This is a genomic window from Comamonas sp. B-9, assembly GCF_000410635.1.
GTDB lineage: Bacteria > Pseudomonadota > Gammaproteobacteria > Burkholderiales > Burkholderiaceae_C > Comamonas.
In genome coordinates this window covers 1-15,557 of the sequence record NZ_KE148584.1, presented here as the reverse complement: position 1 = coordinate 15,557, position 15,557 = coordinate 1, and the positions used below count along the sequence as shown (strand labels likewise).

The window sequence follows — 15,557 nt, the reverse complement described above, 5'->3', positions numbered from 1 at the left end:
CTGTGGCGGCCTTGCGCAAGGTCGCACCCGTATCGCCAGCGGTGATCGTTGGCGGCCAGCCCAATATTGGGCGCTTTTGCGCCTTTGGCAATTTGTTCGCGCAGGCGGGGCCGGGTGGCGCGGTGCAGCGCCTTGACCGCCATCCCACCATGCGGCATCACCCCGTTACCCCCATGGACGAGGCCGATTTGCGGCTGCACCTGGCCAAGCAGGGCCTGGCTGATATTCGGCTGCTGAGTACGCGGCAGCTGGAGCTGGCGGGGGCCGATACGGCTGGGTTGCTGCGCTGGATGCAGGCGCAAGAAGCGCGAGAGGCGCAAACGGGAGTGCGTCCTTCGCCAGATGCCTTGCTGATCGATCTGTTACACGAGGCCCAACTGCCGCAGATTGGCGCCTTGCTGTGGGCGCGCGCGCAGCAGTCGCCGTTGCTGGCCGTGGGGCCCAGCGGTGTCGAGCAGTGCCTGATAGCCGGCTGGCGGCAATTGGGATTGTTGGGCGATGCGCCAGTGGCGGAGCCGCTGGCACCCGCGCAGGGCCCGGTGCTGGTGTTGGTGGGCAGCCTGTCGCCGGTATCCCGCCAGCAGATCGCGGCCAGCCAGCAGTTTGATAAGCGGGAGGTGGAGGTGGGCCGGCTGTTGGCCGAAGAGGGCTATCTGAGCGCTTGCGCGGCCCAGCTGGCCCAGGGCCTGCACGAGGGGCGCCCTATGCTGGCGCACACCAGCCGACCTGACCAGGTGGTGGACGCGGCCACGACGGCAGCGGTGGCACAGCGCAGTGCGCAATTGGTGGCAGAAACCTTGCGCCTGGTGGCAGCACAAGGCCAGCCCTTGCGGCGCCTGGGCATTGCGGGCGGCGATACCTCCAGCCTGGCGACGCAGGCTTTGGGACTGTGGGGGCTTGCCTTCCACAGCACCTTGGCGCCCGGGGTGACCATGAGCGTGGCACGCAGCGATGATGCGCGCATCGATGGGCTGGAGCTGATGCTCAAAGGCGGCCAGATGGGCGATGCGCAGCTGTTCGACCGGTTGGTGACGGGGGCGGGCTGAGGGGCGCGAGGGCTGCGGTGCAGACGTAAAAAAGCCCCAGGCGCTATGCCTGGGGCTATCTTTTTATGCGCTGTGCAGCGCAAGCAAAGGCGCGGCGGGCGCCGCGCCAGGGCTTACTTGCCTTCCTTGCGCGCTTGGGCCTGGGCGGCGACCAGGGCCGTCATGTTGACCACGCGGCGCACAGTGGACGAGGGGGTCAGCACATGGGCGGGTGCCTCGCTGCCCAGCAGGATCGGGCCGATGGTGGTGCCGTGCGAGGCGGTGGTCTTGAGCACATTGAACAGGATGTTTGCGGCATCCAGGTTCGGGCAGATCAGCACATTGGCTTCACCGGTCAGGCTCGACTCGATGAGCGTGCGCTCGCGCACGTTTTCGTCCAGCGCGGCGTCGCCATGCATTTCGCCATCGCATTCGATGTCGGGGTTGGCAGCGGCGAACAGGTCGCGGGCAGCGCGCATCTTGAGCGCCGACTTGCGGGTGGACGAGCCGTAGTTGCTGTGCGAGAGGAAGGCCACCTTCGGAGGCAGACCAAAGCGCTGCACCTCTTGCGCGGCGAGCTTGGCGATCTGGGCCAGCTCTTCGGCGGTCGGGTCTTCGTTGATGTAGGTGTCCGCGATGAACAGGGTGCGGTTTTCCAGCATCAGCGCATTCACGGTGGCCAGGCGGTTGGCGTCGGTCTTGTGGCCCAGCACGTCTTCGATATGGCCCAGGTGGCGGTCAAAGCGGCCCATCACGCCGCACAGCATCGCGTCGGCATCGCCCAGGTGCACCATCAGTGCGGCGATCACGGTGTTGGAGCGGCGCACCGCAGACTTGGCCACCTCAGGCGTGACGCCATTGCGGCCCATCAGCTGGTGGTAAGCCTCCCAGTACTGGCGGAAGCGCGGGTCGTCTTCAGGGTTGACGATGTCCACATCCTTGCCCAGTTGCAGGCGCAGGCCGGCCTTGGCAATGCGCGCTTCGATGACGGCGGGGCGGCCGATCAGGATGGGCTTGGCCAGGCCGTCGTCCACCGCCACTTGCACGGCGCGCAGCACGCGGTCGTCTTCGCCTTCGGCGTAGGCCACGCGTTGCACGTTGGCCTTGGCTGCTGCAAAGACCGGGCGCATGAACATGCTGGTCTGGTAGACGAAGCGGGTGAGGTTCTCACGGTAGGCGTCGATGTCTTCGATCGGGCGTGCTGCCACGCCGGATTCTTGCGCAGCCTTGGCCACGGCGGGTGCAATGCGCAGGATCAGGCGCGTATCGAACGGGGTGGGGATCAGGTAGTCGGGGCCGAACTTCAGCTCCTTGCCCTGGTAGGCGGCGGCCACTTCGTCGCTCACGTCCTGCTTGGCCAGGGCGGCGATTTCGCGCACGCAGGCCAGCTTCATGGCTTCGGTGATCTTGCTGGCGCCGCAGTCAAGCGCGCCACGGAAGATGTAGGGAAAGCACAGCACGTTGTTGACCTGGTTCGGGTAGTCCGAACGGCCGGTGGCGATGATGCAATCGGGGCGAACGGCCTTGGCCAGCTCGGGGCGGATTTCTGGCTCGGGGTTGGCCAGCGCCAGGATGATCGGCTTGTCGGCCATGGTCTTGACCATGTCGGCGGTCAGCACGCCGGGAGCCGAGCAGCCCAGGAACACATCCGCGCCGTTGACCACGTCGGCCAAGGTGCGGGCCTCGGTCTTTTGCGCGTAGCGCGCCTTGGAGGCGTCCAGGTTGCCGGGGCGGCCTTCGTAGATCACGCCCTTGGAGTCCACCATGAAGATGTTCTCGCGCTTGACGCCCAGGCCCACCATCACATCGACGCAGGCAATGGCGGCGGCACCGGCGCCGGAGACGGCGATCTTGACATTGCCGATCTGCTTGTCGACCAGCTCCAGGCCGTTGAGCAGTGCGGCGCTGGAGATGATGGCCGTGCCGTGCTGGTCGTCATGGAACACCGGAATGTTCATGCGCTTGGACAGCTCTTGCTCGATGTAGAAGCACTCGGGGGCCTTGATGTCTTCCAGGTTGATGCCGCCCAGCGTGGGTTCGAGGCTGGCGATGATGTCGATCAGCTTGTCCGGATCGCGCTCGGCCAGCTCGATGTCAAACACATCGACGCCGGCAAACTTCTTGAACAAACAGCCCTTGCCTTCCATCACCGGCTTGCTGGCCAGCGGGCCGATATCGCCCAGGCCCAGCACGGCGGTGCCATTGGTGATCACGCCCACCAGGTTGCCGCGCGAGGTGTAGTCAGCAGCCAGGCTGGGATCGGCCTCGATGTCCAGGCAAGGGTAGGCCACGCCTGGCGAATAGGCCAGCGACAGGTCACGCTGGTTGGACAGCGGCTTGGTCGGGGTGACGGAGATCTTGCCCTTGCTGGGGCTGCGGTGGTATTCGAGTGCGGCTTCGCGCAGTGCCTGTTCGGCGGCGGACAGTTGTTGTGCCATAAGAGTGAATCAATCCAGAGTGAACCAAGCTGATGATAAAGGCGCAGGCCCACCCCTATGGGGCAGTGGGCCTAAGTTTCGATGCTGCACCGCAGCAATCTTGTCAGTGGGCATCTGCTTGCTGCGCAGCCTTGATGATCTGGGCCTGGTCGAGTTTGGCGCCGTTGAAAAACAGGTTCAAGGCGACGGCACAGATGGAGGCCAGCAGGATGCCCGATTCGATCAGCGGGTGGATGGCGTGGGGCATCCATTGGCGGAACTGCGGTGCAATCAGCGGAATCATGCCGACGCCAATCGACACGGCAACGACCATGGCGTTGTAGCGGTTATGGCGGAAATCCACATTCGACAGGATACGGATGCCGGTGGCGGCCACCATGCCGAACATGACCAAGCCCGCGCCGCCCAGCACCATCGTGGGCAGCGATTCGACCAGCGCGCCCAGCTTGGGCAGCACGCCCAGAATGATCAGGATAAAGCCGCCGGCCACGCAGACAAAGCGGCTCTGGATGCCGGTGACTGCGACCAGGCCGACGTTTTGCGAGAAGCTGGTGTAGGGGAAGGTGTTGAAGATGCCACCCAGCAAGGTGCCCAGGCCATCGGTGCGCAGGCCCCGGGTCAGGTCGGCGGGGGTCACTTCCTTGTTGGTCATGTCGCCCAGTGCCAGGAACATGCCCACCGATTCGATCATCACGACGACCATCACCAGAGTCATCGTCAGGATCAGGATGGGATCGAACACCGGCATCGCGATCTCAAACGGCATGACAAAGTCAAACCACTCGGCATGCGCCACTTTCTCATAGGTCATCAGGCCCATGGCCGAGGCCACGATGGCGCCGATGACAATGCCGGCCAGCACCGCGATATTGGCCATAAAGCCCTTGGCAAACTTGGTGATCAGCAGGATGGAGACCAGCACCAGCGCGGAGATGCCAACGCCGCTCAGATCCGCATAGCGGGGGTTGGGCACGGACGGCAGAATCGCCAGGCCGTGTGGGATGGGCGGCAGCGCCGAGCCCGGCGCGCCAGCGGCCATCTGGGCGCTTTGCAGCCATTTGACATGCTCGGGGTTGGGCACGGAAGGCGCCGTGGGGCCCACCGGGTTGCCAAAGATCCAGTTGATGCCCACGCGCATCAGGCTGATGCCAATCACCGTGATGATGGTGCCGGTGACGACCGGCGGGAAGAACCGCAGCATGCGGCTGACCAGCGGTGAGATCAGGATCGATATGACCCCCGCACCGATGACCGAGCCAAAGATGAGGCCCGCGCCATAGACGCCGCCCGTTGTCTGCGCCATCGAGATCATCGGCGCCACACTGGCAAAGGTCACGCCCATCATCACCGGCAGCTTGATGCCAAACCAGCGGGTCGCTCCCCAGGCCTGGATCAGGGTGACCAGGCCGCAGACAAACAAATCGGCCGATATCAGCTTGGCGATCTGGTGGGAGTCGAGGTTGAGTGCGCGCCCCACGATCAGCGGCACGGCCACTGCCCCCGCGTACATGACCAGCACATGCTGCAAGCCCAAGGTGGTGAGGCGCCCCAGGGGCAGCACCTGGTCGACGGGGTGTTTGTCAGACTGCATCTTTATCACTCCTCATGCGGGGAATTTCTGACCAGAAAAGCCAGTGTTATGTCTTAAAAATCCATACAAAAAGTGTATACACATGCGCTGATGGCGCACCCCCCTGATTACCCTCAAGCCGCCACCATGCGATGGGGAGTGGCCGGTTGGATGCGCGTGGCTCGTTCACAAAAATGCCTGCCGCCCCATGCAAAACCGCCCCCAGGCGCGGGGCCTAGGGGCGGTGGATGCAAAAACGGGTGAGTCGGCGCAGCCGGGCGCCGCGTTGGATCAGGCCAACAGATCGACCAGCGAGCGGGCGATGACCTTGGTGGCGCGGCGCAGGTCTTCCAGGTCCAGGCGCTCGTCGGCGCGCTTGGCATGGCTCTCCAGCACGGTGCGGGGGCCGGCGCCGTAGATCACGCCGGGAATGCCGCGCTCCACATAGAGGCGCACATCGGTGTAGAGCGGTGTGCCCACAGCTGGGGGCTTCTCGCCAAACACGGCTTCGCCATGGGTCTGGATGGCATCGACCAGTGGCTGGTTGCCCGCCAGCGGCGTCATCGCATTGGCCAGCAGCAGGCGCTTGATGTCGATGCGCACGGCGTCGTCGCCCTGGTAGCCGCGCTCGCTGTTGAAGCGCTCCACCGCCTTGGCGATGACCTGGCGGATATGGGCTTCGACCTCGACCGGGTTTTCCTCGGGGATCATGCGGCGGTCGATCTTGAGCAGCACCTTGCCGGGGATGACATTGGTGTTGGTGCCCCCTTCAATGCGGCCAATGTTCAGGTAGGGGTGCTTGATGCCTTCGACCTTAGAGCAGACCTTTTGGTAAGCGGTGTTTTCCGCATACAGGTCGTTCATGATCGCAACGGTGGCCTGCAGTGCATCCACCCCGGTGTGGGGCACGGCGGCATGGGCCATCTTGCCGTGCACGGTGATCTCCATCTGCAGGCAGCCGTTGTGGGCGACGACCACCTCATAGCTGAAGCCGGCAGCGACCATCAGGTCGGGCTTGGTCAGGCCTTTTTCGAGCAACCAGCCGGGGCCCAGCAGGCCGCCAAACTCTTCGTCGTAGGTAAAGTGCAGCTCCACCGCGCCCCGGCTGGGCTTGCCCACGGCCTCCAGTGCGCGCAAGGCGTAGGTGAAGGTGGAGAAATCGCACTTGCTCACTGCAGCAGCGCGGCCATAGAGCTTGCCGTCAACAATGCGGGCGCCATAGGGGTCATGGCTCCAGCCCTCGCCGGGCGGCACCACATCGCCATGGGCGTTGAGTGCAATGGTGCGGCCCGAGCCGGCTGCGCCAAAGGGGCGGCGCACGATCAGGTTGGTGATCGAGGTCATGCCATAGGCCTCGACATCGGCCTGGGGCACCTCATGCTTTTCAGCGGTGTAGCCCATGGCCTGCAGCAGCTCGGCGGTGCGCTCGGCATGGGGCGTGTTGTCGCCCGGCGGCGTGTCGGTAGGCACTTGCACCAGCTTCTGGAAGAACTGCACCTGCTCGTCAAAGTGCTGGTCAATCCACTGGTCCAGGGCGGCGTAGGTGGCGTGGTTCGTGGTCATACGGTTTCGTTTTCTAGTTGTTGAAGGACGTGGCTGAAGCTGTCGATCGCCAGCTGCATGTCATCGGCGGTCGAGGACTCCAGCGGGTTGTGGCTGATGCCGCTGTTGATGCCGCGCACAAAGAGCATGGCCTGGGGCATGATCTCGTGCAGCTTCATCGCATCATGGCCGGCGCCGCTGGGCATGCGAAACAGCGGCACGCCCTGGGCGGCCACGGCCTTTTCCCAGCGCTGCTGCCAGGCCGGCGCACTGGGCGCGGCAGCGGCTTGCATGGTTTGCTCGGCGCGGTAGCGCAGGCCGCGCTTGTGCGCAATGGCCTCGAGCTGGCCCATCACATCGCGCACCAGCGCGTCGCGCTGCGGATCGGTGGGCGCGCGCATGTCGATGCTGAACTTGCACTGGCCGGGCACAACGTTGATCGAGCCGCTGGGCACTTCGAGCATGCCGACGGTGGCGACCGAATCGCCATCTTGCGCGGCGCGCTGCTCGGCATACAGCATCAGCTCGGCCACGCCGCAGGCGGCATCGCGGCGGCGGTCCATCGGCGTGGTGCCGGCATGGCTGGCCATGCCCACCATCTCGCAGACATAGCGCGAGCTGCCGTTGATCGAGGTGACGATGCCCAGCGGAATATCCAGCTCGGTCAGCACCGGGCCCTGCTCGATGTGCACCTCGATAAAGCCCAGGTAGTTGGACGCATCGCGCTGGATCTTGGGGATGTCGTCAATGCACAGGCCGGCATGCTGCATGGCCTCGCGCATCGTGATGCCGGCGGCATCGGCCTGGTCCAGCCACTGCGGGTTGAAGTGGCCGATCAGTGCGCCCGAGCCGAGGAACGTGGCCTTGTAGCGCTGGCCTTCTTCCTCGGCAAAGGCCACCACTTCGATGCCGAAGGGCAGGCGCTTGCCGGCGCGGTGCAGCTCACGCACGCAGGCCATCGGCACAAAGATGCCCAGGCGCCCGTCGTACTTGCCGCCGTTGCGCACGGTGTCGTAATGGCTGCCGGTCAGCAGGTATTTACCACCTTCCTGCACGGGGCGGTAGCGGCCCACCACATTGCCGACCGCATCGATCTCGACCTCGTCAAAGCCGCTGTCGCGCATCCAGTGGCTGATGCGCTGGGCGCAGGCGCGGTGGGCATCGGTCAGGTAGGTGACGGTGAGCTGGCCTTTTTCAGCAAAGCCCTCGTCGCTGTGCTGGGCCAGGCGCTCCTGCCAGTCCCAGACGTCATTGCCCAGCACCGGCTCGTAGCCGAACTTGTCGTTCAGGCGGATCTCGGCAATGCGGTGGATGTTGCGCAGCGCCTCGTTGCGCTCGAAATCGGGGTGGTGGTTCAGGCGCCGCGCAAAGGTGGCGATGATCTCCTGTTTGGCCAGGCCCAGGCCCCGTGGCCCGCGCACCGCCAGGATGAACGGAAAACCAAAGCGGGCGTTGTAGTCCGCATTGAGCTGCTGGATCTGCGCGAACTCCTCGGGTGTGCATTGCGTCAGGCCCGCGCGGTTTTGCTCCAGCGTGGACTCTGCCGTCAAGGTGTTGGCCACCATGGCCTTGCCCGCCAGCTCCGGGTGGGCGCGGATCAAGGCCAACTGCGCATCGACCGGCGCCTGCGCCAGCACGCGCACCATCGCGTGCTTGAGCTGGGCGAGCGAGGCAAAGGGCCGCTGGGCCAGCGCGGCTTGGGCAATCCAGGGCGAGTGCTCGTACAGCCCATCGAGCATGGCCAGCGCCGCATCGGGCGTGGCTTGGTTGAGTTGTTCCAGGGTCAGGGCCATGTGTTTCCTATCGAATGGATGGAGTACTAGCGCTTCTTTTCGCTCGGGCGCGGCGCTGTGTCATCTTTCAAAGCGTGGGGGCGGGAAAGTGCGCGGCCCAGTGGCGGGCAATGTCGATTCGGCGGCAGACCCAGACGTTCTGGTGCTGCTGGATATGGTCCAAAAAGCGCTGCAGTGCGGTGATGCGGCCCGGGCGGCCCAGCAGGCGGCAGTGCATGCCGATGCTCATCATCTTGGGGCGGTTCTCGCCGGCCGGGTCGCCTTCGGCGTACAGCACATCAAAGCTGTCCTTGAGGTACTGGAAGAAGGGATCGGCATGCGAGTAGCCCTGGGGCAGCGCAAAGCGCATGTCGTTGCAATCCAGGGTGCAGGGAACGATCAGCTGGTGCGCGGCGCTGCCATCGCTCTTGCCGACCTTCATCCAGAACGGCAGGTCGTCGCCGTAGTAGTCGCTGTCATAGGCAAAGCCGCCAAAATCGGCCACCAGGCGGTGGGTGTTGGGGCTGTCGCGGCCGGTGTACCAGCCCAGGCCGTGGGTGCTGCGGCTGCCGTAGAGGCTGTGGAAGATGTCCATCGCCTGCTGCATATGGGCGCGCTCGACCTCTTCGGGCGTATTTTGGTAATGCACCCATTTGAGGCCGTGGCAGGCCACCTCATGGCCCAGATCGGAAAACGCCTGGGCCAGCTCGCGGTGGCGCTGCAAGGCCGAGGCCACGCCAAACACCGTCAGCGGCAGGCCGCGCTTTTCAAACTCGCGCAGCAGGCGCCAGACGCCGGCGCGCGAGCCGTACTCATAGATACCATCCATGCTCATGTGGCGATCCGGGTAGGAGGCCGGGTTGAACATTTCCGAGAGGAACTGCTCGCTGCCCGGGTCGCCGTGCAGCACATGGTTTTCACCGCCTTCCTCGTAGTTCAGCACAAACTGCACCGCAATGCGTGCGCCCTGGGGCCACTGGGCATGGGGCACATCGCGGCCGTAGCCGATCAGGTCGCGGGGGTAGGGGGTGGTAGCGTCGTAGGTCATAGCGTGATCGAGGACAGAGCCATGGATAAATCGTTGCTGGGAATCTCGCGTTCGAACTGCAGGCCTTGCTCCACATGCTCGAGGTGCGCGATCATCAGCTGCACGGCGCCTTCGGCATCCTTGCGGGCGAGGGCCTGCACAATCTCTTCGTGCTCCTCATGGGAGTGGGCGGCGGCGCTGGCCGACTGGTACATCAGGGTGATCAGCGCGCAGCGCGAGATCAGATCGCCCAGCAGCTGGGCCAGCACATCGTTGCCCATCAGCTCGGCCATGCGCACATGGAAGTCGCCCAAGAGTTCGGTGCGCTCGGTGACATCGGCGCGGTGCACGGCGGCGGCTTCCTGCCGCACATGCTCGCGCAAGACCTTGATCTGCTTGGGCGTGACGGTCTCGACAAAGCTGCGGGTCATCTGCGCTTCGAGCATCTTGCGCACGGCAAAGACCTGGCGCGCTTCGGTGACGGACGGGGTGGACACAAAGGCGCCGCGTGCGGGCTCCAGGGTGACCAGGTGGTTTTGCGACAGCTGGAACAGCGCCTGGCGCACCAAGGTGCGCGATACGCCAAAGTGGTCGGCGAGTTTTTGCTCGGCCAGCTTGGTGCCCGGCAGCAACCGGTGCTCGACGATGGCACGGGTCAGGGCTTGGGCAATGGTGGACGTTGAGGTGGATTCCATGTCAGGATAGTAGGCCGAATGACAAAAAGTGTATACACTTTTAGTGCACATCACCAGTCCGATCTTACCCAGAATCATCAGGAGATTTACCTATGGGCCTGAGCACCCACGTTCTCGATACGATGCACGGCTGCCCCGCTGCGGGCATGGACATTGCGCTGTACGCCACCGATGGCGGCGAAGCCCGCCTCATCCGCCGCGAAACCCTGAACCACGACGGCCGCACCCAGACCCCGTTGTTTGACAATGCGACGCTGCGCCCCGGCACCTACCGCCTGAGCTTTGAAGTGGCGGCCTACTTTGCCGCCAAAGGCGTGGAGCTGCCCAGCCCCAACTTTTTGAACCAGGTGAACCTGGACTTTGGCGTGGCCCATGCCGACCAGCACTACCACGTGCCGCTGCTGGTCAGCCCCTGGAGTTATTCGACGTACCGGGGGTCTTGAGGCGGGGCGAGGGAGCTTAGGGAATTCTGCCGATTCCCTTCCTTGAGGTATGGATGCGGGTTCGGGCGATCCGCTTCGTTGCCTTCCTGGTCAATGGCTACGTCTTACTTATCAAAAAAGGCCTTCATGTGTCCCATCCAGATCCGCGTTTAGCCCTTCGAGTAAGGGTTTCGCGGAATTGTTGAGTTGTGCCCACAGACGGTTCAGTGCGCGGCTACTGCTCGCCTCTCGCTCAGCACCAGCGAACCAGCGACTTCTTACATCTTCATCGTTTCGGCTCGCTCCGTTCCCATCTTGACTGGACCCCCTTTGTCGGAGCTCTTCAAGAATGATTTGGTGCTGGCTACCAACGATGATTTTCTAGCAGTGCTGGGTTCTTCCTGTGTTGCAGGCGATGTTCGTTGCGAGGGCGGTCTCGCTCGTTCTGGTGCTTTTTCAAATTGCAGACCCTCTGATCGGTAAACCCCAAACACGGTGGATAACGCTCGGCATCTTATTGCTATTGCTGGCAGTAATCTGGGCGCGCAGTGCGGGGGGCGTACCTTATTGCGCAGGGTTATTTGCATGGCAGGCCACCCTGCTGGACTTCGCTGACCCTACAAGCTCACGCAGACTTTGTGATCCATGAACAGGCGATAGCGGTTTTTATACATGCAATCATTAGCGCTGCGACACTTGGCTGTAAAACCGCGCAGATGTGGCTCAACCAGCGGTGAACCGATCTACGCTGCTGAATTCATTGGTTCTGCTGAGGTTTCCTAGCTGCTCTGAATTTATATTATTTTCACTAGTTTTTGGTTGGAAAAGCAAAATTTATAAGAGTCAAAATAAATTGCATTTTCTTGAGGTTCTTCCTTTATCACTATAATTTCAGATGGTCGTGATTCTGCGTAAGCATTCAAGCGTGACAAAACTTCCTCTTTGTTTAATCCCATCCATTCATGCTCAATCAAGTCTCTAATTAATTCTGCATGCATTGTTGTGCTCTCCATACTTGCTTTCATGTAGGTAAATGTTATACCTTCATCAAATCCTTTATAAATCATTAATAAGCAACATGCCCCTAAAACAATCGAAGAGATTTTCCATTGATTAAGTTTACTCATTTTCTTCAGCTCCTAATGCGCGTTGGAAAAATCTATGCATTGATTTGAGGATTATGGTTTAAGCTATATGGTGGCACGGATTTGATCTTGTGATAGGTTATTCGCATAGCCATTATTTTTTTGTTTACTCTTGCTAAAGGGGTTGGCGCCTGGCCCCATGATAGCGGCACTTGCTACTGGCAGGGAGCCGCCTGTGTAAATGGAAAGTTAATGGGCCGTTATTTGTCATGGGAACCATCAAATCAGGATGGGCTTAAAAGCATATTTGCGATATTCAATACTGGAGTCACAGAGGAGGCAACCTGACCCATCAGCCGCGTTATGGAAATTAATTATTTAAAATCTATTCCCGCATTCAAGCCATAAGCTATTGCAGCGCCTGCTCCAAAAAATGCACCAACCCATAAATCTCTTATAGCATCAATTGATAGATTTACGCCTATTGCTAGTGATGGCAGTCAAAGAAATAAACCATATATCATAATACCTAAAGCAATTGTGTAGGCTGTGAGATTTAAGATGGTAAGCTTCTTTTTCTCCTGCAAACTAAGGATGCTAGGTAACCCAAGGATAAAAAACCAATGTATAAAAGCACTGAGATAAATGCTAAAATATCTAATCCTGATTGATTTGCGTTGGGTAATGCAATTAATGCAATAAAAAATAATGCTGAAAAAAGTGGCGCCAGCAAGGCTGCCATCAATGTCCTTGCATTTATTTGCATTAATAGGCTTCAATTATTTCCTCGCTTTGCGGGTGCCACATGTTATCGACAAAATATGGTAAGCCTAAATTTGTCCTATAGGCCTTTTTTTAATCAGTGCCCACTTCGGAATTATTTATAACTCCATTGCTCACATTGCCCGCCACATAACCCGGAAGCGGTTTGCACCCCGGCTGAGTAAAAGTACAACTACTGCCCTTTTTTTCAAGTTATAAGATTTGACTGAATTGCCTAGGTTATGCATATTAATCTATTTCAATATAATCAAAATCAGCATTCTTTTCAAAAAAATCCAAAAAATCGGCAGCAATGTTCTCGTTATTTACTTTATAGAATGAGAAATGATACTGAAAATCATCAAATCCTATAAAACTTGCAAGATGTCGCCCACTCTTATCTCGGTAATCGAATATAAATATCCTGTGCTGTGCATTTAAGGTGTAACTACTTGCGACATATTTTCGATCGGTGGCGAAATTATTCAAAATTACGGACAATTTCTCATCTTGATTGCGATCCGTCTTTATAAAATGGTTGATGACGGCACTTTCATTTTTATAAGTGCAACCAAATACAAACAAGGAGATGCAAAAAGAGATTAGCATTTTTTTGAGAATCATTTACATACCTCTGACTTTATTTTTTCATCAAGGGATTCAAATCCGGGTTTGTACATTTTCATATTCATTGTTGCACGTACAGGTCTTGGCAAACCATACCATGTCCCCCTACTAGTAACGCCTTCGCCAATAGATTTGATATATATTTTATTGTTCTCAACAACTACTGAGCGCTGTACGTAACCTTCGGAAAATATATGATCAGTATGAGTTATATTGTAAAGATATTTTCCATCGTCATTGACAATGTGGCGCACTGTTCCGCCATTCAAGCCTAAAAATGAGATATTGGTATCATCACCAGTTTTAACTTCCTGTAAAGGATTCCAGCCTGGTGCGGGATATTTTTTCAGAGCTTTCCATGCAGCATCTTCATTGCAGCTTAGGCATTTATCTCTTTCGCAGAGTTCAAACTTTATCATGTAGTAATGATAGTAGCCGTCAGATGAGTCATAACTGCTAGATTTAGTTGATGCCTGAGTTTGTAGGCCTAAAGGATCAATATGCTGTAGCGACTCTTTAGCATAAGCAAAAGAATTTACGCCCCCAGTCAGCCCTATAGGATCTTGATTTATATAAACACCAACACTCGGCTCATAATACCGATGCCGGTTGTAATAAAGCCCCGTATCCTCATCCGCATGCTGCCCCGGCAGCCGAATGGGTTGGTACAAATTCCCGGGGTTATGCTCCACCCGCACATTGCCCCAGGCATCCAGTTGCACCGCCCACTCCAGCTGGGTGTCTTCATGTATCAAGGCATGGGGCGTTCCCAGGTGGTCACACAGGTAATGCCGTATCTCGATGCTTTGCGCCGCTTCCTCGCGCTGGCTGGTCACCGTCTGCTCCAGCTCCTGGAACTGCTCGTACATAAAGCGCTGCACATCTGGGGGCATCGCCTGGATGGCGATGTTGTGCTGCATCGAGGCATTCATCGCTTTGATATCCGAGAGCACACCGCGCAGGGCGTCTTGCACCAGGCCGGGCTGGGTGTTGGACAGCAGCTGGTCGGCCAGATCTGGCGGGGCCTTGGTGACGCGTCGCAGTTGGATGAGGGGTGTGAAGCTGCCTGGCTCGTAGATGGTGTGGATAATTTCGGGCTGGGCTGCGCCGTTGTTGTCCTGGCTCCCCACGCTGTTGCTGCTGTTGAATCGCTCGGTGTGCACGAGCCGGTCACCGTCCCAGCCAAAGTAGTCGGTGCCGCTCTCCTGGCTGGTTGATGCGTTGGCCGGATGGTTGTATTTGGCCAGGCGCCTGCCAAACGCGTCATAGCGGTAGTGCTGCAGGTGGTGTTTGCCGCCTTCTTGCACATGTACCTGCACGAGCTGGTTGCCGGTGTCCCAGTACAGGTCTATCTGGCGGCCGGTGGTCTCGTCCAGGCTTTGAACTCGGTTGCCTCTGCTGTCGTAGCGGTAGTGGGTTTTGGCGCCCTGGCTGCTCTTGTCTTCGCTGTTTTCGTAATAGGCCACGCGGTTGCCGGCCCAGCGTTGGGTGGTCGGTAGCGGTTGGTGGCTGGCTGGGTCTTGGCTGACCTGCAAGGGGTTGAAGTCGGGGCGCAGCAGCTGCTCTGGGGTGATGGGGTTGGCCTGGGCGCTGGCACGCTGCTGGGCACGCAGGCGGTCGGTTTCGTTGAGCTCGCCGGTGATGGTTTCACCGGTGCTGGGTTGGCTAGTTGTTCCCGTGATGGGCAGGCGATTGCCTGCCGGGTCAAACTGCCAGCGCTGGGCTCCGGCATGCGGGGTGTCTGCGCCTGTGAGGCGCCCTGCTGCATCGTAGGCAAAGCGGCTCATGCCTGCAGGGCTTTGGATGCCGACCATTTGGCCCAGGCTGTCGTAGTGGTAGTGCTTGGCGGTTAGGGCTCCAAGCAGGGCTTGGGGTGGTCTTGCTGTGTGGGCAGTGTGGTGAACAATATGGTGGGTGTTGGCAGCGCTACCCACACTGCCCCCGGGCAGCGGGTCCAGCATATCGGGCAGGCTTGCGCCTTGCTCCAGGCCGCTCCACTGCATGTGGGTCAAGCGCCCTGCGGTGTCCCAGCCTAGCTGGCGTGCCAGCGGCTTGCGGCTTTGGCCCGCTGCCAGGTGGGGGATGTCAGTGAGCAGCTGGCGCCTGGTCTCGCGGTGCAGCACGTCGCGCTCGATATCGATAAGGGCTTCGCCCTGCCAGGTGATGCCGTGTACATGGCCTGGGCCGTAGAGCAGGTAGCCCACTTCGCCCAGGCCGGGCAATTGGCTCGATAGGCGGTTGCCCATGGCGTCGAGCTTGTGGCTGATGCGGTGCTCGAACTCAATCTCGGGTGAGGCAAACGGATGGCTTCTTTGGCTGGTCGCTTGGGCTTTGTACAGGCGCTGGACTTCACCAATGACCCGGCCTGCTGCATCGCGTTCAATCAGAGCCTGGCTTTGCAGAATGGCGCCAGCTGGATCTTGGGCTGTTTGCGCTGTTTGCCCTTGTCCTTGCCCTGCTGGCCCCGCCCTTTGGTGCCACACGCTCGCTTGCAGCAGCTCTCCGGTCTTGCCCCATTCGTAGCGGTGGGTGATGGCGGGAGTCAGGTCGCTGGCAGGCAGATGGCGGACAGCGAGCTGGCCGTTGAGGGTC

The 15,557-nt window shown here is 59.8% G+C and carries 12 protein-coding genes; 2 read left to right on the top strand and 10 right to left on the bottom strand.

All coding sequences use genetic code 11. The features are described from left to right. Positions 1-1,046: four-carbon acid sugar kinase family protein (locus tag H928_RS27755; protein ID WP_239644964.1), on the top strand; the 1,046-nt coding region annotated here is incomplete at its 5' end. Between the two features lie 113 nt (positions 1,047-1,159). Here the strand turns inward: H928_RS27755 and H928_RS0113815 are convergent. The 6 genes from H928_RS0113815 to H928_RS0113790 form a co-directional block, all read right to left on the bottom strand. Then, positions 1,160-3,463: an NADP-dependent malic enzyme gene (locus H928_RS0113815; protein WP_021027046.1), complete on the bottom strand. Its 2,304-nt coding sequence runs from the start codon at positions 3,461-3,463 to the stop codon at positions 1,160-1,162. A gap of 103 nt (positions 3,464-3,566) precedes the next feature. Then, on the bottom strand, positions 3,567-5,054 hold the full coding sequence (locus H928_RS0113810) for a nucleobase:cation symporter-2 family protein (protein WP_021027045.1): 1,488 nt from the start codon (positions 5,052-5,054) through the stop codon (positions 3,567-3,569). 270 nt (positions 5,055-5,324) lie between these two features. Continuing rightward, positions 5,325-6,596 (bottom strand): M20/M25/M40 family metallo-hydrolase, encoded by a 1,272-nt coding sequence (locus tag H928_RS0113805; RefSeq protein WP_021027044.1) that lies wholly within the window; start codon positions 6,594-6,596, stop codon positions 5,325-5,327. Continuing rightward, on the bottom strand, positions 6,593-8,368 hold the full coding sequence (gene uraD, locus H928_RS0113800) for a 2-oxo-4-hydroxy-4-carboxy-5-ureidoimidazoline decarboxylase (RefSeq protein WP_021027043.1): 1,776 nt from the start codon (positions 8,366-8,368) through the stop codon (positions 6,593-6,595). The genes H928_RS0113805 and uraD overlap by 4 nt, the downstream gene beginning before the upstream one ends. 67 nt (positions 8,369-8,435) lie before the next feature. Then, a complete protein-coding gene (gene puuE / locus H928_RS0113795) occupies positions 8,436-9,395 on the bottom strand; it encodes an allantoinase PuuE (protein WP_021027042.1) in 960 nt (319 codons plus the stop codon). Beyond that, a complete protein-coding gene (locus H928_RS0113790; RefSeq protein ID WP_021027041.1) occupies positions 9,392-10,069 on the bottom strand; it encodes a GntR family transcriptional regulator in 678 nt (225 codons plus the stop codon). Before H928_RS0113790 ends, puuE begins: the two co-directional genes overlap by 4 nt. Positions 10,070-10,161: 92 nt before the next feature. On the opposite strand from H928_RS0113790, the gene uraH reads away from it, so the two are divergent. Next, positions 10,162-10,512, top strand: coding sequence for a hydroxyisourate hydrolase (gene uraH / locus H928_RS0113785; protein WP_021027040.1), 351 nt, complete (start codon positions 10,162-10,164; stop codon positions 10,510-10,512). Between the two features lie 773 nt (positions 10,513-11,285). Here the strand turns inward: uraH and H928_RS31595 are convergent. The 4 genes from H928_RS31595 to H928_RS33980 form a co-directional block, all read right to left on the bottom strand. Beyond that, on the bottom strand, positions 11,286-11,618 hold the full coding sequence (locus tag H928_RS31595) for an Imm58 family immunity protein (protein WP_148293161.1): 333 nt from the start codon (positions 11,616-11,618) through the stop codon (positions 11,286-11,288). A 514-nt stretch (positions 11,619-12,132) separates the two neighbouring features. Continuing rightward, positions 12,133-12,318 (bottom strand): hypothetical protein, encoded by a 186-nt coding sequence (locus tag H928_RS31590; protein ID WP_148293160.1) that lies wholly within the window; start codon positions 12,316-12,318, stop codon positions 12,133-12,135. Between the two features lie 269 nt (positions 12,319-12,587). After that, complete coding sequence (locus tag H928_RS31585; protein ID WP_148293159.1) at positions 12,588-12,962, bottom strand: hypothetical protein; 375 nt, start codon at positions 12,960-12,962, stop codon at positions 12,588-12,590. Beyond that, the coding region (locus H928_RS33980) for an RHS repeat-associated core domain-containing protein (RefSeq protein ID WP_021027039.1) at positions 12,959-15,557 on the bottom strand (2,599 nt) is incomplete at its 5' end. The genes H928_RS33980 and H928_RS31585, both read right to left, overlap by 4 nt.

Bases quoted from the DNA above. Each gene is read 5' to 3' on its own strand.
- H928_RS0113815 (WP_021027046.1), bottom strand. From the start codon at position 3,463: ATGGCACAACAACTGTCCGCCGCCGAACAGGCACTGCGCGAAGCCGCA.
- H928_RS0113810 (WP_021027045.1), bottom strand. From the start codon at position 5,054: ATGCAGTCTGACAAACACCCCGTCGACCAGGTGCTGCCCCTGGGGCGC.
- H928_RS0113805 (WP_021027044.1), bottom strand. From the start codon at position 6,596: ATGACCACGAACCACGCCACCTACGCCGCCCTGGACCAGTGGATTGAC.
- uraD (WP_021027043.1), bottom strand. From the start codon at position 8,368: ATGGCCCTGACCCTGGAACAACTCAACCAAGCCACGCCCGATGCGGCG.
- puuE (WP_021027042.1), bottom strand. From the start codon at position 9,395: ATGACCTACGACGCTACCACCCCCTACCCCCGCGACCTGATCGGCTAC.
- H928_RS0113790 (WP_021027041.1), bottom strand. From the start codon at position 10,069: ATGGAATCCACCTCAACGTCCACCATTGCCCAAGCCCTGACCCGTGCC.
- uraH (WP_021027040.1), top strand. From the start codon at position 10,162: ATGGGCCTGAGCACCCACGTTCTCGATACGATGCACGGCTGCCCCGCT.
- H928_RS31595 (WP_148293161.1), bottom strand. From the start codon at position 11,618: ATGAGTAAACTTAATCAATGGAAAATCTCTTCGATTGTTTTAGGGGCA.
- H928_RS31590 (WP_148293160.1), bottom strand. From the start codon at position 12,318: ATGGCAGCCTTGCTGGCGCCACTTTTTTCAGCATTATTTTTTATTGCA.
- H928_RS31585 (WP_148293159.1), bottom strand. From the start codon at position 12,962: ATGATTCTCAAAAAAATGCTAATCTCTTTTTGCATCTCCTTGTTTGTA.